The sequence below is a fragment of the Burkholderia sp. BCC1972 genome (assembly GCF_905339605.1).
Classification (GTDB): Bacteria; Pseudomonadota; Gammaproteobacteria; order Burkholderiales; family Burkholderiaceae; genus Burkholderia.
The window spans coordinates 23,507-42,924 of record NZ_CAJPGH010000022.1 but is presented as its reverse complement, the minus strand read 5'-3'; the positions used below and the strand labels follow the sequence as shown (position 1 = coordinate 42,924).

At 68.8% G+C, this 19,418-nt stretch carries 20 protein-coding genes; 13 read left to right on the top strand and 7 right to left on the bottom strand.

The features are described from left to right. Positions 1 to 24 precede the first annotated feature (24 nt). Entirely contained in the window at positions 25 to 846 is an 822-nt protein-coding gene (locus tag U5798_RS26740) for a hypothetical protein (protein WP_322083758.1), read from the top strand. A 6-nt stretch (positions 847 to 852) separates the two neighbouring features. Here the strand turns inward: U5798_RS26740 and U5798_RS26735 are convergent, their stop codons facing one another. The 3 genes from U5798_RS26735 to speE form a co-directional block, all read right to left on the bottom strand. Then, complete coding sequence (locus U5798_RS26735; RefSeq protein WP_124455362.1) at positions 853 to 1,620, bottom strand: 16S rRNA (uracil(1498)-N(3))-methyltransferase; 768 nt, start codon at positions 1,618 to 1,620, stop codon at positions 853 to 855. A gap of 17 nt (positions 1,621 to 1,637) precedes the next feature. Then, positions 1,638 to 2,054, bottom strand: coding sequence for a VOC family protein (locus U5798_RS26730; RefSeq protein ID WP_124455363.1), 417 nt, complete (start codon positions 2,052 to 2,054; stop codon positions 1,638 to 1,640). Positions 2,055 to 2,172: 118 nt separating this feature from the next. Next, entirely contained in the window at positions 2,173 to 3,030 is an 858-nt protein-coding gene (speE, locus tag U5798_RS26725; protein ID WP_124455364.1) for a polyamine aminopropyltransferase, read from the bottom strand. Positions 3,031 to 3,247: 217 nt separating this feature from the next. Between speE and tkt the strand changes: the two genes are divergently transcribed. Both tkt and gap read left to right on the top strand, forming a co-directional pair. Continuing rightward, on the top strand, positions 3,248 to 5,320 hold the full coding sequence (gene tkt, locus U5798_RS26720; RefSeq protein WP_124455365.1) for a transketolase: 2,073 nt from the start codon (positions 3,248 to 3,250) through the stop codon (positions 5,318 to 5,320). Positions 5,321 to 5,407: 87 nt separating this feature from the next. Further along, a complete protein-coding gene (gene gap / locus U5798_RS26715; RefSeq protein WP_014898111.1) occupies positions 5,408 to 6,418 on the top strand; it encodes a type I glyceraldehyde-3-phosphate dehydrogenase in 1,011 nt (336 codons plus the stop codon). A gap of 77 nt (positions 6,419 to 6,495) precedes the next feature. Here the strand turns inward: gap and U5798_RS26710 are convergent, their stop codons facing one another. Then, positions 6,496 to 7,386: a LysR family transcriptional regulator gene (locus U5798_RS26710; protein ID WP_124455366.1), complete on the bottom strand. Its 891-nt coding sequence runs from the start codon at positions 7,384 to 7,386 to the stop codon at positions 6,496 to 6,498. Between the two features lie 151 nt (positions 7,387 to 7,537). On the opposite strand from U5798_RS26710, the gene U5798_RS26705 reads away from it, so the two are divergent. Together U5798_RS26705 and U5798_RS26700 are read left to right on the top strand one after the other, a co-directional pair. Then, on the top strand, positions 7,538 to 8,311 hold the full coding sequence (locus tag U5798_RS26705; RefSeq protein ID WP_322083757.1) for an SDR family NAD(P)-dependent oxidoreductase: 774 nt from the start codon (positions 7,538 to 7,540) through the stop codon (positions 8,309 to 8,311). A gap of 13 nt (positions 8,312 to 8,324) precedes the next feature. Further along, on the top strand, positions 8,325 to 9,383 hold the full coding sequence (locus U5798_RS26700) for an L-idonate 5-dehydrogenase (RefSeq protein WP_124455368.1): 1,059 nt from the start codon (positions 8,325 to 8,327) through the stop codon (positions 9,381 to 9,383). A gap of 108 nt (positions 9,384 to 9,491) precedes the next feature. On the opposite strand, the gene U5798_RS26695 is transcribed toward U5798_RS26700, so the two are convergent. Continuing rightward, on the bottom strand, positions 9,492 to 10,691 hold the full coding sequence (locus U5798_RS26695) for an MFS transporter (RefSeq protein WP_322083756.1): 1,200 nt from the start codon (positions 10,689 to 10,691) through the stop codon (positions 9,492 to 9,494). Positions 10,692 to 10,986: 295 nt separating this feature from the next. Here U5798_RS26695 and cynR point away from each other — a divergent pair, with 295 nt between their 5' ends. Continuing rightward, on the top strand, positions 10,987 to 11,877 hold the full coding sequence (gene cynR / locus U5798_RS26690) for a transcriptional regulator CynR (RefSeq protein ID WP_124455370.1): 891 nt from the start codon (positions 10,987 to 10,989) through the stop codon (positions 11,875 to 11,877). Between the two features lie 37 nt (positions 11,878 to 11,914). On the opposite strand, the gene U5798_RS26685 is transcribed toward cynR, so the two are convergent. Then, the gene (locus tag U5798_RS26685) at positions 11,915 to 12,637 is read right to left on the bottom strand and encodes a FadR/GntR family transcriptional regulator (protein ID WP_185658227.1); all 723 of its coding nucleotides are present in this window, start codon (positions 12,635 to 12,637) and stop codon (positions 11,915 to 11,917) included. A 212-nt stretch (positions 12,638 to 12,849) separates the two neighbouring features. On the opposite strand from U5798_RS26685, the gene U5798_RS26680 reads away from it, so the two are divergent. From U5798_RS26680 to U5798_RS26670, 3 genes are all read left to right on the top strand, one after another. Next, on the top strand, positions 12,850 to 14,169 hold the full coding sequence (locus tag U5798_RS26680; protein ID WP_124455372.1) for a C4-dicarboxylate transporter DctA: 1,320 nt from the start codon (positions 12,850 to 12,852) through the stop codon (positions 14,167 to 14,169). Positions 14,170 to 14,274: 105 nt separating this feature from the next. Then, positions 14,275 to 15,282, top strand: coding sequence for an allantoicase (gene alc, locus U5798_RS26675; RefSeq protein ID WP_124455373.1), 1,008 nt, complete (start codon positions 14,275 to 14,277; stop codon positions 15,280 to 15,282). Positions 15,283 to 15,296: 14 nt separating this feature from the next. Then, the gene (locus U5798_RS26670) at positions 15,297 to 15,830 is read left to right on the top strand and encodes an ureidoglycolate lyase (RefSeq protein ID WP_322083755.1); all 534 of its coding nucleotides are present in this window, start codon (positions 15,297 to 15,299) and stop codon (positions 15,828 to 15,830) included. Positions 15,831 to 15,938: 108 nt separating this feature from the next. Here the strand turns inward: U5798_RS26670 and fur are convergent, their stop codons facing one another. Continuing rightward, complete coding sequence (fur, locus tag U5798_RS26665) at positions 15,939 to 16,367, bottom strand: ferric iron uptake transcriptional regulator (protein WP_006400349.1); 429 nt, start codon at positions 16,365 to 16,367, stop codon at positions 15,939 to 15,941. A gap of 141 nt (positions 16,368 to 16,508) precedes the next feature. On the opposite strand from fur, the gene U5798_RS26660 reads away from it, so the two are divergent. The 4 genes from U5798_RS26660 to U5798_RS26645 all read left to right on the top strand — a co-directional run bounded on the left by U5798_RS26660 (position 16,509) and on the right by U5798_RS26645 (position 19,340). Then, the gene (locus U5798_RS26660; protein ID WP_124455375.1) at positions 16,509 to 17,309 is read left to right on the top strand and encodes an outer membrane protein assembly factor BamE; all 801 of its coding nucleotides are present in this window, start codon (positions 16,509 to 16,511) and stop codon (positions 17,307 to 17,309) included. A 64-nt stretch (positions 17,310 to 17,373) separates the two neighbouring features. Then, positions 17,374 to 18,171, top strand: a complete 798-nt coding sequence (dapB, locus tag U5798_RS26655; protein WP_124455376.1) for a 4-hydroxy-tetrahydrodipicolinate reductase — start codon at positions 17,374 to 17,376, stop codon at positions 18,169 to 18,171. Between the two features lie 17 nt (positions 18,172 to 18,188). Continuing rightward, on the top strand, positions 18,189 to 18,857 hold the full coding sequence (locus U5798_RS26650) for a MotA/TolQ/ExbB proton channel family protein (RefSeq protein ID WP_124455377.1): 669 nt from the start codon (positions 18,189 to 18,191) through the stop codon (positions 18,855 to 18,857). 24 nt (positions 18,858 to 18,881) lie between these two features. Continuing rightward, positions 18,882 to 19,340, top strand: coding sequence for a biopolymer transporter ExbD (locus U5798_RS26645; RefSeq protein WP_322083754.1), 459 nt, complete (start codon positions 18,882 to 18,884; stop codon positions 19,338 to 19,340). The last annotated feature ends 78 nt before the right edge of the window (positions 19,341 to 19,418 follow it).

The window sequence follows — 19,418 nt, the reverse complement described above, 5'->3', positions numbered from 1 at the left end:
GACATTCGAACCAGGGAGTCAACGATGAACGTTTTCGCACGAGGGCTGCTGGTTGCCGTAACTGTGGCGTCGATGGCCGGCGTGGCGACTGCGGATGCCGTCGCTGCCGACCCGGCGCCGATGCCGGCGTCGCAGGCCGCGTATCCGGCCGTCGAGCGCCTGCTTGCCGACCTGCGCACGCGCTCGACACCGGACCAGTATGCGGCGGTGGCCGGCGCGATTCACGCATCGTCGGCGCTGGCCGGCCAGATGAACGAACTGGTCGATGCGCGGCTGCTGACACGCATCGTGGTGGATAGCGGCGAGCCCGCGCTCGGCAGGACGACCGGCGCGTTGCGCAACGGGAGCGTCTGGATCCTGACGCCGGAGTTCGTCGCGAACCAGGCGCCGCGGCGGCTGTTCGACGTCGTGCAGGAAGACGACATCCTGCCGGACAACATGGTGTTCGCGCTCGGTTACATGGCATGGCGCACGCAGCACGATGCCGAAGTGAACCGCGCGGCCGACGCGATGCAGGCGTCGGCCGACGGCGTCGACGCGAAGAAGCAGCGATGGATCGACCTGAACACGCGGATCGATGCCGGCGGCTTCATCCAGGGCTGGAACGATACGGTGGATGCCGCGACGTTCTGGCACGACGGTCGGCCGATCAGCGTCGTGCAGGCCGTCCAGATGATGATGAACCTGCGCTACCGCGGGCCGCTGATCCAGGCGATCCGGGCGACGCCGCCGTTGCGGGTTGCCGCGCCGACATTCGAACCCGATGCGGCCAGCATCGACGCGCTGGCGTCGGTGCTCAAGGGTTCCGGCGTCATCGACATCGAGCCGTTGAACGCGGTTCGCTGACGCGCTTTACCACCCGCCCCAGCGCGCTGCCAACGCCGCGAGCACGGCCGCGCCGGCCGTCTCGGTGCGCAGTACGCGCGGCCCGAGCGACAACGCGGTGAACCCGCGGGCGCGCGCCGCGCTTTCCTCGTCGGGCGACAGCCCGCCTTCGGGGCCGATCAGCAGCGTGATGGTAGCCGCAGGCGGCGCGTCGGGCAGCGACGCGAACGGGATGCTCGCACGCGGCGACAGCAGCAGTCGCAACTCGCCGTCGGCCGGCGCAGCCGGCAACGTATCGAGCCACGCGTGGAAGCCGGCGACCGGCGCGACGTCGGGTACACGGTTGCGCCCGCACTGTTCGCACGACGCACGCACGACGCCGCGCCAGTGCGCGACGCGCTTGTCCGCGCGTTCACCGGACAGCTTCACGACGCCGCGCGCGGTCGACAGCGGCACGACCGCCGCGACGCCGAGCTCGACGGCCTTCTCGATCACCCAGTCCATCTTGTCGCCGCCGGCGATCCCTTGCGCAAGCGTCACGCGGTAGGGCGGCTCGGCTTCGGCCGCCTCGAATGCCTCGATCTGCACGATCGCGCTGCGCTTGTCGATCTCGACGAGCCGCGCGCGGTACTGGCCGCCGCTGCCGTCGAACAGCGCGAGCATGTCGCCGGGTTGCAGGCGCAGCACCTGGGCGTGGCGCGCGACATCGGCCGGCAACGCGAGCGTGGCGTCGGCGCGCAATGCGGCGTCGACGAAAAAGCGCGGCACGGCCGCGGTAGTGGTGGCTTCGTTCATGCGTGTTGCGGTGTCGGTCATGCGTCGAGACGGCGTCCAAGCGCCCATCGGTAGCCGTCGAGATCCTCGATCTGCGCGAAGCGGTCGCCCCAGAACTGGTCCTGCGGCGCGCTCAGCGACTTCGCGCCTGCGTCGAGCGCGCGCTGCCAGGTGGCGTCGACGTCGTCGACATACAGATAGAACGATTGCGGTGCGGTCGAGTTCGAGCTCTTCGGCGTGAGCGCGGTCGAGCCGAACGCGCCTTCGGGCGCGAACATCACGATCAGCTGGCCGCGGTAGCTCATCTCGACGTGCATGATCGCGCCGTCCTCGTCGTGCACGTCGCGCAGCGCGAAGCCGAAGGCGGCCTTGAAGAAATCGATGGCCGCGCGCGCGTTGCGTACGGCCAGGTAGGGCGTCAACCAAGGCACGTTGGCCGGACGTGGATCGGTCATGAAAATCTCCTGTGGGACCAGGGTGGCGCGGCGTCCGGGTCGCTCCGGTTCCGTGTTTCGCACGGCGAACCATGCAGGACCTCGACGGAATGGCGGAACGATACGGCCGACCGGACGCTCAGCGGCGAACGCCCAGTGTATCGCGCAGCGCGCGCGGCAGGGCAAAGAGGGACGCATGCAGCCGCGCATCGTAGTAGCGCAGGCCGTGGACGCGACGGGCCGCGAGCCGTTCGTCGATGTCGTGCGCGAACAGCGCGGCCGCGTCGAGCGTGTCGCTCGCGATCGCCATCAGCCACTGCGAACCGTACAGCGGCACGTGCGCGGACAGCGGATCGACGACCGCGAAGCTCGCGCGCAGGTCGTCGAGCAGCGCGGCGATGCGCGTGGCGTGGAACACCGGCGAGCCGAGATGCAACGAGATCGCGCCGCACGGCGTGAGAATGCGCTTGAGCCGCGCGTAGAACGCGCGCGTATAGAGGCCGGCCGCCGGAGAATCGGGCGGCGTGAGGTCGAACACGACGAGATCGAAATGCTCGACGGTCGAGTCGACGAAATGCGCGGCGTCGCCGATCACGACCTCGACGCGCGGGTCGTCGAGCGCGCCCTGGTGCACGTCGTCGAGATAGCGGCGCGCCATCCCGATCACTTCGTCGTCGAGCTCCGCGATCACGATCCGCTCGAGGCACGCGTGCTTGAGCAACTGGCGTGCCGCGCCGCCGTCGCCGCCGCCGAGCACGAGCGCCTTCTTCGGCGACGGGTGCGCGAGCGCGGCCGGGTGCGTCATGCACTCGTGATAGACGTACTCGTCGCCGACCGACGTCATCGGCCGGCCGTCCAGCGTGAACAGGCGGCCGAGCTGCGGCGTTTCCCAGACTTCGATCTGCTGGTGCGGGGACGCGACGTGCGCGAGCCGCCGGGCATTCGGGAAGCCGTAGGTGGCGTGGGGCGTAGGGTGAAAGAGAAGGGTGGTGCTCACGGGCGGGCCACTCGGGGGCAGGCAGTTCCGACGTCTGAATTATAGGAGGCCGGCGCTTTGACGGAAAACCGTGCCGGAACACTACGCGCCGACAAGGGAAATGTCAGCCCATCTGTTAAAATGACGAGCTTTGCAGCCCCGTCCGTAGGCTCCGTCCGCTTCGCGTCCGTCAGGCGCCGCACCGCGCGCCGGGAACGATTGACGCTCGAGCTTCCGGATGCCGCCGTGCCCCCGTTTCCTCGACTCGTTCTCCGGACTCGACATGACGACTTCGTCTCCCGCCTCCACCACCCTGATGGCCAACGCGATCCGTGCGCTCGCGATGGACGCCGTCCAGCAAGCGAACTCCGGCCACCCCGGCATGCCGATGGGCATGGCCGAAATCGGCGTCGCGCTCTGGTCGCGCCACCTGAAGCACAACCCGACGAACCCGCACTGGGCCGACCGCGACCGCTTCGTGCTGTCGAACGGCCATGGCTCGATGCTGCTGTACTCGCTGCTGCACCTGACCGGCTACGACCTGCCGATCGAAGAGCTGAAGAACTTCCGCCAGCTGCACTCGAAGACGCCGGGTCACCCGGAATACGGGATCACGCCGGGCGTCGAGACGACCACCGGCCCGCTCGGCCAGGGCCTCGCGAACGCGGTCGGCATGGCGCTCGGCGAAGCGCTGATGGCCGACGAGTTCAACCGCGACGGCGCGAAGATCGTCGATCACCACACGTACGTGTTCCTCGGCGACGGCTGCCTGATGGAAGGCATCTCGCACGAAGCCTGCTCGCTCGCGGGCACGCTGAAGCTGAACAAGCTGATCGCGCTGTACGACGACAACGGCATCTCGATCGACGGCGACGTCGTGAACTGGTTCCACGACGACACGCCGAAGCGCTTCGAGGCGTACGGCTGGAACGTGATCCCGAACGTGAACGGCCATGACGTCGACGCGGTCGACGCGGCCATCGCGAAGGCGAAGCTGTCGGACAAGCCGACGCTGATCTGCTGCAAGACGGTGATCGGCCAGGGCGCGGCAACCAAGGCCGGCGGCCACGACGTGCACGGCGCGGCGCTCGGCGCGGAAGAAATCGCGAAGACGCGCGAAGCGCTCGGCTGGAAGTGGGAGCCGTTCGTGATTCCGCAGGAAGTCTACGCGGCATGGGATGCGAAGGAAGCCGGCAAGCGCGCCGAAACCGAATGGGACGCGACGTTCGCTGCTTATCGCGCCAAGTTCCCGGCAGAAGCCGCCGAATTCGAGCGCCGGATGGCCAACCAGCTGCCGGCCGACTGGGCCGAGAAGGCGGCAGCGATCATCGCCGGCGCGAACGAGCGCGGCGAGACGGTGGCGACCCGCAAGGCGTCGCAGCAGGCGATCGAAGGCCTGGCTGCCGCGCTGCCCGAACTGCTCGGCGGCTCGGCCGACCTGACCGGCTCGAACCTGACCAACTGGAAGGCGTCGAAGGCGGTCCGCGCGAATCCGGAAGGCCCGGGCGTCGCGCTGGGCAACCACATCAACTACGGCGTGCGCGAATTCGGCATGAGCGCCGCGATCAACGGCCTCGCGCTGCACGGCGGCCACAAGCCGTTCGGCGGTACGTTCCTGACGTTCTCCGACTACAGCCGCAACGCGCTGCGCGTCGCCGCGCTGATGAAGGTGCCGTCGATCTTCGTGTTCACGCACGATTCGATCGGCCTCGGCGAAGACGGCCCGACGCACCAGTCGATCGAGCACGTGTCGAGCCTGCGCCTGATCCCGAACCACGACGTGTGGCGTCCGGCCGACACGGTCGAGACGGCCGTCGCGTGGACGCACGCGGTCGCCGCGGATCGTCCGTCGAGCCTGATCTTCAGCCGCCAGAACCTCGCGTTCAACCCGCGTACCGACGCGCAGATCGCGAACATCGCGAAGGGCGGCTACGTGCTGAAGGACTGGGACGAGGAGATCGTCGCGCGCAAGATCATCCTGATCGCGACGGGCTCGGAAGTCGAACTCGCGATGAAGGCCGTCGAGCCGCTCGCGCAGCAGGGCATCGCGGCCCGCGTCGTGTCGATGCCGTCGACCAACGTGTTCGACCGCCAGGACGCCGAATACCGCGAACGCGTGCTGCCGCACGGCGTGCGCCGCGTCGCGATCGAAGCGGGCGTGACGAGCTTCTGGCACAAGTACGTCGGCCTCGAAGGCGGCGTCGTCGGGATCGACACGTTCGGCGAATCGGCACCGGCCGGCGTGCTGTTCAAGTACTTCGGCTTCACCGTCGAACACGTCGTCGAGACCGCGAAGGCCGTACTGGCCTAAGACCATAAGCGACGCGCGCCACCCCGCGCGCGCGTCGCACCGTGAAGCTGCACGAAACGAATTTTTTCAGCCATCAGGAGATAGACCATGACGATTCGCGTCGCAATCAACGGCTACGGCCGTATCGGCCGCAACACGCTGCGCGCGTTCTATGAAAACGGCAAGAAGCACGATCTCGAGATCGTCGCGATCAACGACCTGGGTGATGCGAAGACCAACGCGCACCTGACCCAGTACGACACCGCGCACGGCAAGTTCCCGGGCGAAGTGTCGGTCGACGGCGACTACCTCGTCGTGAACGGCGACAAGATCCGCGTGCTGGCGAACCGCAACCCGGCCGAACTGCCGTGGGGCGAACTGGGCGTCGACGTCGTGATGGAATGCACGGGCTTCTTCACGACGAAGGAAAAGGCGAGCGCGCACCTGAAGGGCGGCGCGAAGAAGGTGATCATCTCGGCGCCGGGCGGCAAGGACGTCGACGCGACGATCGTCTACGGCGTGAACCACAACGTGCTGAAGGCCGAGCACACGGTCATCTCGAACGCATCGTGCACGACGAACTGCCTCGCGCCGCTCGTCAAGCCGCTGAACGACAAGATCGGCCTCGAAACCGGCCTGATGACGACGATCCACGCGTACACGAACGACCAGGTGCTGACGGACGTCTATCACGAAGACCTGCGCCGCGCGCGTTCGGCGACGCACAGCCAGATCCCGACGAAGACGGGCGCGGCTTCGGCCGTCGGCCTCGTGCTGCCGGAACTGAACGGCAAGCTCGACGGTTACGCGATCCGCGTCCCGACGATCAACGTGTCGGTCGTCGACCTGTCGTTCATCGCGAAGCGCGACACGACGGTCGAGGAAGTCAACGCGATCATGAAGGAAGCATCGGAAGGCGCGCTGAAGGGCATCCTCGGCTACAACGACGCACCGCTGGTGTCGATCGACTTCAACCACAACCCGGCTTCGTCGACGTTCGACGCGACGCTGACCAAGGTGTCGGGCCGCCTCGTCAAGGTGTCGAGCTGGTACGACAACGAGTGGGGTTTCTCGAACCGCATGCTGGATACGGCAGTCGCATTCGCGAACGCGAAGTAATCCCGCACGTTGCGCGGCCGCCGCAACGCGGCTTGCGCAGCGAACGAGCCCGGCCCGGGGTTTCCCGGCCGGGTTTTTTATTGCCCGGCGTTCGCCGTCACCTGCTCGATCGCATCGACGAACGCACGTTTCAACGGGCTGTCGAGATCGGTCCACGCGAGGCCGATGCCGGTGCGATGTCCGGCCAGGTCGAGCGGCCGCGCGAGCACGTTCGGCGGCAGCGCGCTCGCGGCTTCCGCCGGGATCAGCCCGATCCCCATTCCGGCCGCGACGAGTGCGAGCATCGTCGTGAATTCCCCGAACTCCTGCGCAATCTCGAGCGTCGTGCCCGCGCGGCTCAGCGCGAGCAGCATGTCGTCGTGAAAGCCGGGCGCGTAGCGGCGCGCGAGCACGAACGCCGGCTGGCCGCGCAACGCGGCCGGCGCGATCGCATCATGCACGGCCAGCGGATGGCCGAGCGGCAGCGCGACGACGAATCCCTCCTCGAGCACCACGCGCGTGTCGATGCCCGCATACGCGGCCGGCAGCCGGATCATCCCGAAATCGATGCGCCGGTCGCGCAGCGCGGCGATCTGGTCGGGCGTCGGCATGTCCTTCAGTTCGAGCGCGATCAGCGGATAGCGCTCACGCATCGTGCGCAGCACGGCCGGCAGCAGCGCGGGCAGCACCGACGACACGAACGCGATCCGCAGCGTGCCGATTTCGCCGCGGCTCGACAGCCGCGCCAGCTGCTCCGCGCGCGCGGCCTGCTGCAGCGTGGCGCGCGCCTCGGGCAGGAACACGCGCCCCGTGTCGCTCAGTTCGACCTTGTGCCGGTCGCGCTCGAACAGGCGCGCGCCCAGCTCTTCCTCGAGTGCCTTGATCTGCATGCTCAGCGCGGGCTGCACGATGAACAGGCGCTGCGCGGCACGCCCGAAATGCAGCTCTTCCGCGAGCGTGACGAAGGCGCGCAATTGCTTGAGTTCCATGGGCGGCAGGCTCGGGAAGGCGGTAATCAGATTTCATGATAACCGGATCAAAAAAGACCATTGGCGCGGGTTCCGTCCGGCGGCGGAAGATAGCGTCGACGCGAGACCGGCCGCGATGGGCCGCCGGCTCGACTGGCACGAGGAGACATCCATGACCCATGCGCTTGACCGGTTCCGCCTTGACGGCCGCCGCGCACTGATTACCGGCTCCGGACGCGGAATCGGGCTCACGCTCGCCCGCGGGCTCGCGGAAGCCGGCGCCGCGATCGTCATCAACGATCGCAATGAGGAGAAGGCCGCGACGCTCGCGCGCCGTTTCCGCGACGAAGGTTTTGCTGCCGACCATGCGGTGTTCGACGTCGTCGAGCACGCGCAGGTGCGCGCGGCGATCGACGCTTTCGAGGCGCGCGTCGGCGCGATCGACATCCTCGTGAACAACGCCGGCATCCAGCGCCGCGCGCCGCTCGACACCTTCGAACCGGACGACTGGCAGGCGCTGATGCGCGTGAACCTCGACGGCGTGTTCAACGTCGCGCAGGCCGTCGCGCGGCACATGATCGCGCGCGGCCACGGGAAGATCATCAACATCTGCTCGGTGCAGAGCGAACTCGCGCGGCCGACGATCGCGCCGTATGCGGCGACCAAGGGCGCGGTGCGGATGCTGACGAAAGGGATGTGCGCCGACTGGGCACGCCACGGCATCCAGGCGAACGGCCTCGCGCCGGGCTACTTCGAAACCGAACTGAATCGCGCGCTGGTCGACGACGCGGCGTTCTCGGACTGGCTGTGCAAGCGCACGCCGGCCGGCCGCTGGGGGCGCGTCGACGAGCTGTGCGGCGCGGCGATCTTCCTCGCATCGGCCGCATCCGATTTCGTGAACGGCCAGACGCTGTTCGTGGATGGCGGGCTGACCAGTGCCGTCTGACAAGGAGCGTGTCATGCGTATGCGTTGCATGTGTGTGGTGATCCACGGGCCGAACGACCTGCGGGTCGAGGAGCAGGACGCGGGCGAGATCGGCCCGGGCCAGGTGCGCGTCGATGTCGCGATGGGCGGCATCTGCGGCTCCGACCTGCATTACTTCCGGCATGGCGGCTTCGGCGCGATCCGGCTGCAGCAGCCGATGGTGCTCGGCCACGAGGTGGCCGGCACGGTCGCGGAAGTCGCGCCGGACGTCACGTCGGTGAAAGTCGGCGACCGTGTCGCGGTCAACCCGAGCCGGCCGTGCGGCGCGTGCCGCTACTGCCTCGAAGGGCTGCCGAACCAGTGTCTCGACATGCGCTTCTACGGCAGCGCGATGCGCATGCCGCACGTGCAGGGCGCGTTCCGCAACGCGCTCGTGTGCGACGCGGTGCAGTGCGTGAAGGTTGCCGACCACGTGCCGCTGTCGCTCGCGGCGCTCGCCGAGCCGTTCGCGGTCGGACTGCATGCGGTGTCGCGCGCGGGCCCGCTGATCGGCAAGCGCGTGCTCGTGTCGGGCTGCGGGCCGATCGGCGTGCTCGCGGTCGCGGCGGCGCGCGTGCACGGTGCGACGGAGATCGTCGCGACCGACGTCGTCGAGGCGCCGCTGGCAGTGGCGAGCGCGCTCGGCGCCGACCGCACGATCAATGCGGCGGCCGATGCCGGCTGGGTCGAGCGTTACGCCGCCGACAAGGGCACGTTCGACGTGATGATCGAGTGTTCGGGCAATGCGCGCGCGTTGCGCGACGGGCTGGACGTGATGCGGCCGCGCGGCGTCGTCGTGCAGCTGGGGCTCGGCGGCGACGTCAGCCTGCCGCAGAACGTCGTGGTCGCGAAGGAGCTGTCGATCTGCGGATCGTTCCGCTTCCACGCGGAATTCGCGCTCGCGGTGCAGCTGATCAATGCGGGGCGCGTCGACCTGCGGCCGGCCGTCACGCGCGTGTTCCCGATGCGCGACGCGAACCTCGCGTTCGAATTGGCCGGCGACCGGCAGCGCGCGATGAAGGTGCTGATCGATTTCGCGGACGCGGCCGCGTGAGCGGCCGGCGCCAGCGCGTCACGCACGGTATCGACGTCGTCAAACAGGCACGCCCGCGATTCGCGCGGCGTGCCTTTGTTCGTCAGGCGGCGGAAGCGGACGGCCGCATTACTGCGTGACATGCCGCGTGCCGGCGCGCTGCGAGGCGAGCCACAGCGCGAGCAGCACGCCCGACAGCGCCGCGCCGGCAATGCATACGCCGCGCCAGCCGTCGATGCGGTACGCGACGCTCGCCGCGAACGACCCGAACGCGCCGCCGATGAAGTAGCTCGTCAGGTAGATCGTCGTCACGCGGCTGCGCGCGTTGCCGGCCAGCGCATAGATCACGCTCTGGTTCGAGATGTGCGTGCCCTGCACGCCGATGTCGAGCAGCAGGATGCCGGCGATCAGCGCCGCGAGCGAGTGCGAGCCGGTCGCGATCAGCGCGAACGACGCGAGCACGGCCGCCGCGAACAATCCCGTCGCGGCATTGCCGTGGCCGCGATCGACGAGCCGGCCGGCCGACGTCGCCGCGAGCGCGCCCACCGCGCCGACGACGCCGAACAGCCCGATCCTGCCTTCGGAATAGCCGTACGGCGGCTGGCTCAGCAGGAACGTGAGGCCCGTCCACAGCAGGCTGAAGCACGCGAACACGAGCGCGCCGTAGGACGAGCGCAGCGCGATCAGCGGTTGTGCGCGCACCAGCGCGACGAGCGACTTCATCAGGGCTGCATAGTCGACGCGCGTGTCGCGGCGATCCTTCGGCAGCTTCGCGGCGAGCACGACGGTCAGTGCCGCCACCATCACCGCGGCGACGCCGTACACCGCGCGCCAGCCGAACCAGTCGGCGATCGCGCCGGCCGCGACGCGCGCGAGCAGGATGCCGAGCAACAGCCCGCTCATCACGGTGCCGACCGCGCGGCCGCGCGAGCGCGCGTCGGCAAGCGATGCCGCGAACGGCACGAGCAGCTGCGTCGAGCAGGTGACGAAGCCGACCGCGACGTTCGCGACGACGAACATCGTGAAGTTCGTGCTGAACGTGACCGCGGCCAGCGCGACGACGTTGAGCATCAGCAGCCGCACGATCAGCGTATGGCGGTTGACCGCGTCGCCGAGCGGGACGATCAGCAGCAGGCTCGCCGCATAGCCGAGCTGCGTCAGCGTGACGAGATAGCCGAGTTCGGTCGGCGCGCGGCCGAAGCTGTGCGCGATCGCGGCGAGCAGCGGCTGCGCGTAGTAGATGTTGCCGATGACGATGCCGCACGCGCAGGCAAACAGCAGCGTCATGCCGCGGGTCAGGGGAGGATGGTTGTCTTGATGCAGTTCCATGGTCGCGAAAAACAGCGGCGCCGGCCGGCGGCACGGGACCGTCGGCTGCGCGGGGTGATGGAAATCGGGGCTGGCGTCAACGGATCGGCGGTGAACCGATGCGCGCCGGGCGAAACGCGGCCGGGCCCCGATCGGGCGGGCGGCGGATCGTCGTGCGGCGGGCCCGGGCAGGCCGCTTCGGTGCGGTGACAGGCGAGGCACGGGAGCGGATGTGCGTATGATGCGGGAGTCGTCCCATAGCGTCCAAGACTGGATCGTTATGGTATCCATTGGTGAAACCAATACATTGGCCGCGATGCTTCTCCGCCACATACGCTATTTCCTGGCCGTCGCCGAGGAGCGCAGTTTCACGCGCGCGGCCGACGCGCTGCACGTGTCGCAGCCGACTTTGTCGCAGCAGGTGCGCCAGCTCGAGGACACGCTCGGCGTGCAGCTGTTCGACCGCTCGGGCCGCGCGGTGCGGCTCACCGAATTCGGCGAGGTCTATGCGCGCCATGCGCGCGCCGCGCTGCACGAGCTCGAAACGGGCGAGCGCGCGCTGCACGACGTCGCCGATCTCGGCAGCGGGTCGCTGCGGCTCGCGATGATGCCGACCTTCGCGGCCTACCTGAGCGGCTCGCTGATCGACGGCTTCCACGCCGATTATCCGAACGTCGCGCTGACGATCGACGCGATGCCGCAGGAGCGCATCGAGGCCATGCTCGCCGACGACCGGCTCGACGCGGGTTTTGCGTTCATGCCGCCGCGCGCGCCGGACATCGATGCGCTGCCGCTGTGGGACGAGCCGCTCGCGCTCGTGACGGGCCGCATGCACCGTCTCGCGCGGCGCCGCCGCGCGCTGACGCCGGGCGAGCTCGGCGGCGAGCCGCTGGTGTTGCTGAGCCGCGCGTTCGCGACGCGCGAGCGCATCGACCGGTATTTCATCGAGCATGGCGCACGGCCGAAGATCGCGATCGAGACGAACACGATCAGCGCGGTGCTGGAGCTCGTGCGATGCGGGCGGCTCGCGACGGTGCTGCCCGACGCGATCGCCCGCGCGAGCGGCGACCTGTGCGCGCTGGAGATCGATCCGCCGCTGCCGACGCGTACGGCCGCGCTGCTCACGCGCAAGGGTGCGTACCGCAGTGTCGCGGCACGCGCGTTCATCGAGCGCGCGCTCGCGTATCGCGATCCGTCGGAAGGGTGACTGGGGACGACCGCGCGGCTGGGGCGCCGGCGGCGCGTTACGCGCCCGGCGTCGGGAAGAAGATGCCTGCGCGCTGCGCGGCGTTCGCGATGTGCGTTTCGATCGCGGTGCCCGCGGCGGCCGCGTCGCGCGCGATCAGCGCGTCGACGATCGCGCGGTGCTCGTGCCACGTCGACAGCAGCAGCTCGCGCCGGTAGAACGGCATGCGCTGGCTTTCCTTCATGATGTCCGCGCTGCTGCGCAGGATCGACTCGATCGCCGCGTTGCCAGCGAGATGGATGATCCGCATGTGGAAGTCGAAGTCGAGCTGCGACGCTTCGTCGATCGCGTTGTCGGTCAGCGCGACGTGCAGGTCGGCGAGGTTGTCCTCGAACCATGCGATGTCGTCGTCGCTGACGACGTGCGCAGCCATCCGCGCGGCGAATCCTTCGAGCGCATAGCGCATCTGGTACGTGTCGGGTGGCGACGACTGTTCGGCGAACTGCCACGGATGCGCGGCCGATGCCTGCGCGCTTTCGACGTAGACGCCCTTGCCCGCGCGGATGCGCAGCATCCCGAGCGCCTCGAGCGTCGACAGCGCCTCGCGCAGCGACGCGCGGCTGATCTCCAGCTCCTCGGAGAGCTGGCGCTGGGCCGGCAGCAGGCTGCCGACCGGATAAACGCCTGCCTCGATCCGTTCGCGGATCGTCGCGATGGCGGCGTCGGTCACGGTATGCGGAACGTTTTTCATGATGTGAACGATGGCCGGTCTGACCGGCATTGTAATCCGCACGCAGGCGGTGCACGACCGTCCTACGGGAAAGCCACGATCCGCCCCTTTCCATTACGCAGGAACCGGGCGGGGAGGGGCGGGAAATCCCTATTTTGTCCGTCCTTGACGTCACTATATCGGCTTCCTACTATCCACCATAACATCACTGGTCTTACCAGTATGAACAGACGAAACTGCAACCGTTGGATCGGGAGAGCGCCGTGTCGAAATTCCTCAATTCGCTGTTTGGCCGGGTAGTCGTCGCATTGATCCTGGGGGTCGCGCTAGGCGCGTTCTTCCCGCACTTCGCCGAGTCGCTGCGCCCGCTCGGCGACGGCTTCCTGAAGCTTATCAAGATGGTCATCGGCCCGATCGTGTTCTGCGTCGTGGTGAGCGGGATGGCCAATGCGGGCGACCTGAAGAAGGTCGGCCGGGTCGGCCTGAAGGCCGTCGTCTACTTCGAGGTGATGACGACGCTCGCGCTCGGCATCGGGCTCGTCCTCGCATGGCTCACGCGCCCGGGCGTCGGGATGAACATCGACCTGCGCTCGCTCGACGCGGCGTCGCTCGCGACGTACGCGAAGAACGCCGAAGGCCTGAAGGACACGGCCGGCTACCTGATGAAGATCATCCCCGAGACCGCGATCGACGCGTTCGCGAAGGGCGACATCCTGCAGATCCTCGTGTTCGCGGTGCTGTTCGGCTCCGCGCTGTCGCTGCTCGGCGACAAGGCGCAGCGCGTCAATTCGCTGATCGAGGAACTGTCGCACGTGTTCTTCCGGATCATCGGCTTCATCATCAAGCTCGCGCCGCTCGGCGTGCTCGGCGCGATCGCGTTCACGACCGGCAAGTACGGTGTCGCGTCGCTCAAGCAGCTCGGCTACCTCGTCGCGGTGTTCTACCTGAGCTGCTTCGTGTTCGTCACGGTCGTGCTCGGCGCGGTGATGCGGCTCGCGGGCTTCTCGGTGTTCAAGCTGATCCGCTACCTGCGCGAGGAACTGTCGATCGTGCTCGGCACGGCGTCGTCGGACGCGGTGCTGCCGCAGGTGATGAGCAAGCTCGAATACATGGGCATCAAGGATTCGACGGTCGGCCTCGTGATCCCGACCGGCTATTCGTTCAACCTCGACGGCTTCTCGATCTACCTGACGCTCGCGGTGCTGTTCATCGCGCAGGCCACCAACACGCCGCTGTCGACGCATGACCTGATCGTCGTGCTGCTCGTGTCGCTCGTCACGTCGAAGGGCGCGCACGGCATCCCCGGTTCGGCGATCGTGATCCTCGCGGCGACGCTGTCGGCGATTCCCGCGATTCCCGTGCTCGGCCTCGTGCTGATCCTGCCGGTCGACTGGTTCGTCGGCATCGCCCGCGCGCTGACCAACCTGATCGGCAACTGCGTCGCGACGGTCGTCGTCGCGGTGTGGGAGAACGACATCGACCGCGCACGTGCGAAACGCGTGCTGGACCGCGAGCTGCGTTACGTGGCCGACGCGCCGGGCAGCGCCGCACCGGTCGCCGGCGACCAGGCCCACGCGCTCTGAGCGCGACACTCGCGCGGCGCGGCGCCCCTGGCCGCACCGCCGCGAACGAATTTCCCGTGACCGGCGCGCCGACGCGCTGGCGCTTCTCAAAATAATGGAGACGACATGGCAGCCCCCATCCTCGATCCGAACGCGCCGGCTTTCACGCGGCGCTACATGAACCTCGCCGACCCGCGCCTCGGTGCGCAGGCGCTGCTCGCCAGCGACGAATTCTTCGCGCCGAAGGAGCGCATGCTGAATCCGGAGCCGGCCGTGTTCATTCCCGGCAAGTACGACGACCACGGCAAATGGATGGACGGCTGGGAAACGCGCCGCAAGCGCACGACCGGCCACGATTTCTGCGTGGTGCGCCTCGCGCGGCCGGGCGTGATTTACGGCGTCGATCTCGATACGAGCCACTTCACCGGCAACTTCCCGCCGGCCGCGTCGATCGACGCGTGCGCGGTCGACGGCGACACGCCGCCCGACGGCACCGAATGGCGCACGATCGTCCCCGCGACGACGCTGCAGGGCAATTCGCATCATTACGTGAGCGTCGACGACGCGCGGCCGGTCACGCACCTGCGCGTGAACCTGTATCCGGACGGCGGGCTCGCGCGCTTGCGCGTGTACGGCCAGCCGCAGCGCGACTGGCGTCACGTGCCGGCCGGCGAGCTCGTCGATCTCGCGGCGATCGAGAACGGCGGCTATCTGGTGGCCGCGAACAACCAGCACTTCGGGCCGGCATCGCAGATGCTGATGCCGGGGCGCGGCGCGAACATGGGCGACGGCTGGGAAACGCGGCGGCGCCGCGAGCCCGGCAACGACTGGGCGATCGTCGCGCTCGCGCGGCCGGGCATCATCCGGCGCGTCGAGGTCGACACGGCATTCTTCAAGGGCAACTTCCCCGACCGCTGCTCGCTGCAGGCCGCGCACGTGACGGGCGGCACCGACGATTCGCTCGTCACGCAGGCGATGTTCTGGGCCGAATTGCTCGGCGAACAGAAGCTGCAGATGGATCACGTGCACACGTTCGATCAGCTCGCCGCGCTCGGCCCGGTCACGCACGTGCGCTTCAACATCTTCCCGGACGGCGGCGTGTCGCGCCTGCGTCTGTGGGGCGAGCCGGCCTGAAGGAGGGCGACGTCATGACCGGATCCCGCATCCTGCGCGTCGAGCGCCTGACCCGCGAGGCGTTCGCGCCGTTCGGCGACGTGATCGCGCTCGAAGGCGCGCGGCACTTCCCGATCAACGGCGGCACGACCGAGCGCTTTCACGATCTCGCAACGATCGACGTGTGCGCGGACGGCGGCCGGCCGCTCGTCAGCGTGTTTCGCGCGCAGCCGCGCGCGTTGCCGGTCGAGGTCACGCTGATGGAGCGCCATCCGCACGGCAGCCAGGCGTTCATCCCGCTCGCGGCCGTGTCGCGCTATGCGATCGTCGTCGCGCCGGCCGGCGACTTCCGGCCCGACGCGATGCGCGCTTTCCTCGCCGAGGGCTGGCAGGGCGTGAACTATGCGAAGGGCGTCTGGCACCATCCGCTGCTCGCGCTCGACGCGGTCAGCGATTTCGTGATCGTCGATCGCGGCGGCCCGCAACCAAACTGCGACGAGATCCCGCTCGAGGTCGCCTGGGCGCTCGAGTTCGAGCCGGCCTGCGCGAGCGTCGAAGGGCATTCGTAAGCGTTGCGGCCGGCCCGCGCGACGCGACCCGACCCGAAAAGAACAACGGCCCGGGCGGCGAGATGCCGGCCGGGCCGTGCTGCGTGCGTGACGCGCGCGAATCAGCGATCAGTGCTTGCGGTGCGGGCAGTTCTCGGTCGTGCACGAACCGTACATCGCGAGCGAGTGCTCCTGGAGCCGGAAGCCGCGCTCCTTCGCGATCGCCTGCTGGCGGCTTTCGATCTCGGCATCGAAGAATTCCTCGACGCGGCCGCAATCGAGGCACACGAGGTGGTCGTGGTGCGAGCCTTCGTTCAGCTCGAACACGGCCTTGCCGGATTCGAAGTTGCTGCGCGACAGCAGGCCGGCCTGCTCGAACTGCGTGAGCACGCGGTAGACGGTGGCGAGCCCGATGTCGAGCTGCTCGTTGAGCAGGTTGCGGTAGACGTCTTCTGCGGTCAGGTGGCGTACCGGGCTCTGCTGGAAGATCTCGAGAATCTTGAGGCGCGGTAGGGTGGCCTTTAGCCCGATATTCTTGAGATCCGTCGGATTGGTCATGGCTAGGCGTCCCTAGAGTACAATGCAGGGCTTCAATGTTACCGGCTTTTCGCCGTTCCAGAAACACGCGCGGCCTGTTCGCGGGCCAGCACGGTGAAGGAAATGATCCCAGAATCGCTTTCGCACTTTCAGAGGAGTCGCATGCGGAGTGCCATCATCGCTGCCGCCGCCGTCGTCGCGCTGGCGGGTTGTTCGTCGTACGACAGCGTGACGCAGCGCATTGCGCAGAGCATCACGCCCTATCGGATCACCGTCGTGCAGGGCAACTTCGTGTCGCAGGAGAAAGCCGCGCAGTTGCAGGCCGGCATGACGCGCGAGCAAGTCCGCGCGCTGCTCGGCACTCCGCTGCTCGCGGACATGTTCCACGCGGATCGCTGGGATTACCTCTTCTACTTCAAGCGCGGCTCGACGTCGATCGTCCAGCAGCGCGACCTCGTGGTGACTTTCTCGGGTGACCGTCTCGCGAGCTGGAGCGGCGCCGACAACCTGCCGTCCGAGCTCGACCTGCTGGCCGACATCGACGGCGACCGCGGCGGCAAGAAGGCGAAGGCGGCCGCAGCGGCGAAGAAGGCGTCCGAAGCCGCCGCCGCGAGCGCTGCGCAAGCGGCGAACGCGCCGGCGCCCGAGGCTGTCGCCAGCCCGGCGGCCAGCGCAGTGGTCGACCAGGATGCGAACGCACAGGCTGCCCGCGCGGCGAACCGCGCGACCAACCAGGTGTCGGGGCAGGGTTCGGGGTCGCGCCGGTTCACGCCGGCCGCGCAGGCTTCGGGCGGCGCGCCGGTGCCGGGCGGCCAGCCGCCGGGCGCCGCGCCGGCGATCCAGCCGCAGTTCCAGTTCCATCGTCCGCCGCAGCCGAACGTGTCGAACGAGGCGTCGCCGCCGGTCGGCCCGCAAGGCTCCGACAACCTGCAGAACCAGCCGCTCACCGCGCCGGCGCAGTAACCCCGGCTTTGCGGAACCAGGGCGGCTCGCGCCGCCCGCCTTTAGACCTGTCGTGTAGAAAGCCATGAAGATTGCGATTGCCGGCGCATCGGGCCGAATGGGCCGGATGCTGATCGAAGCCGTTCTCAACGAACCCGACGCGCAGCTCGTCGGCGCGCTCGACCGCGCCGATTCGCCGTTCCTCGGCCAGGACGCCGGTGCGTTCCTCGGCAAGGAAACCGGGATCAAGCTGACCGACGACCTCGACGCCGTGTTCGCGCAGGCCGACTATCTGATCGACTTCACGCGCCCGGAAGGCACGATGGCCCACATCGCGGCCGCGCTGCGCCACGACGTGAAGCTCGTGATCGGCACGACCGGCTTCACCGCCGAGCAGAAGGCCGAGCTGCAGGCTGCTGCGGGCAAGATCGGCATCGTGTTCGCGGCGAACATGAGCGTCGGCGTGAACGTCACGCTGAAGCTGCTCGAATTCGCGGCGCAGCATTTCTCGCACGGCTACGACATCGAGATCATCGAGGCGCACCACCGCCACAAGGTCGATGCGCCGTCGGGCACCGCGCTGATGATGGGCGAAGCCGTTGCCGGCGCGCTCGGCCGCTCGCTCGACGAGTGCGCGGTCTACGGCCGTCACGGCGTGACGGGCGAGCGCGATCCGTCGTCGATCGGCTTCGCGGCCGTGCGCGGCGGCGACATCGTCGGCGACCACACCGTGCTGTTCGCCGGCGTCGGCGAGCGCATCGAGATCACGCACAAGTCGTCCAGCCGCGTGTCGTACGCGCAGGGCGCGCTGCGCGCGGTCCGCTTCCTGTCGGCGCGCGGCGCCGGCCTGTTCGACATGCAGGACGTGCTCGGCCTGCGCTGACCCACGGGGAAACTCCGATGGCGATACCCACCGGCGTTGTCCACTACCTCGAAAGCGGCGATGCGATCACGCATGCGGTCGCCTATGTCCTGCTGGCGATGTCCGTCGCCAGCTGGTGCTTCCTTTTCATGAAAGCCTGGCTCCTGGTCCGCGCGAAGCGGCAGGGGCCGCGTGCGCTCGCCGCGTTCTGGCGCGCGCCGTCGCTCGACGCGGGCATCGCCGCGCTCGCCGGCGCCGATCGCGAGCGCGTGTTCGTGCCGCTCGCCGAAGCCGCGCGCGACGCCGCCGGCGACCACGACCCGGCCGCGCTGGCCGCGCGCGTCGAGCGCGGCGAACGCGTGCTGCGTGCGCTGCGCCACGCGATGCTGCGCTCGCAGCGGCGTCTCGAATTCGGCCAGGTGCTGCTCGCGTCGATCGGTAGCACCGCGCCGTTCGTCGGGCTGCTCGGCACCGTGTGGGGCATCTATCACGCGCTCGGCAGCATCGCCGCGAGCGGGCAGGCGCAGATCGAGAACGTCGCGGGGCCGGTCGGCGAGGCGCTGATCATGACCGCGTTCGGGCTCGTCGTCGCGATTCCGGCGGTGCTGGCCTACAACATCCTCGGGCGGCTCGTCCGGCAGCTCGCCGAGGAACTCGACGGTTTCGCGCGCGACCTGCACGTGTTCGTGTGCGCGGAAGGCGCCTGACTCAAGGCCCCGGGAGGAGCGACCATGGCATTCGGCGGGCTCGAGCACCACAAGACGTCCGCGCCGATGGCGGAGATCAACATGACGCCGCTGATCGACGTGATGCTCGTGCTGCTCGTCATCTTCATCATCACCGCGCCGCTGATGACGCACGCGATCCGGCTCGACCTGCCGAAGGTCGCGGCCAGCGTCGCGCGCGACACGCCGCAATCCGTCACCTTGTCGATCGACGACGCCGGCAAGCTGTACTGGGACGACACGCCCGTCGCGCTCGACGCACTGCCCGCGCGCTTCCGGGCCGCCGCCGAGGGCGGCGCGCCGCCCGAACTGCGGCTGCGCGCATCGCGCGCGACGCGCTACGACGTGATCGCGCAGGTGATGGGCGCCGCGCAGGCCGCGGGCCTCACGCGGATCGGCTTCGTGACCGACGTGCCGCCGCAGGCCGGTGCTGCCGCCCCGGCCGCCGCCGCGCCGAAACCCTGACACGCCGTCGTTGCGGGCTCCGGCCCGCGAGACCGGCCGTGCGGGCCGGCGCGGGCGGTATAATCGACGTTTTTCCCG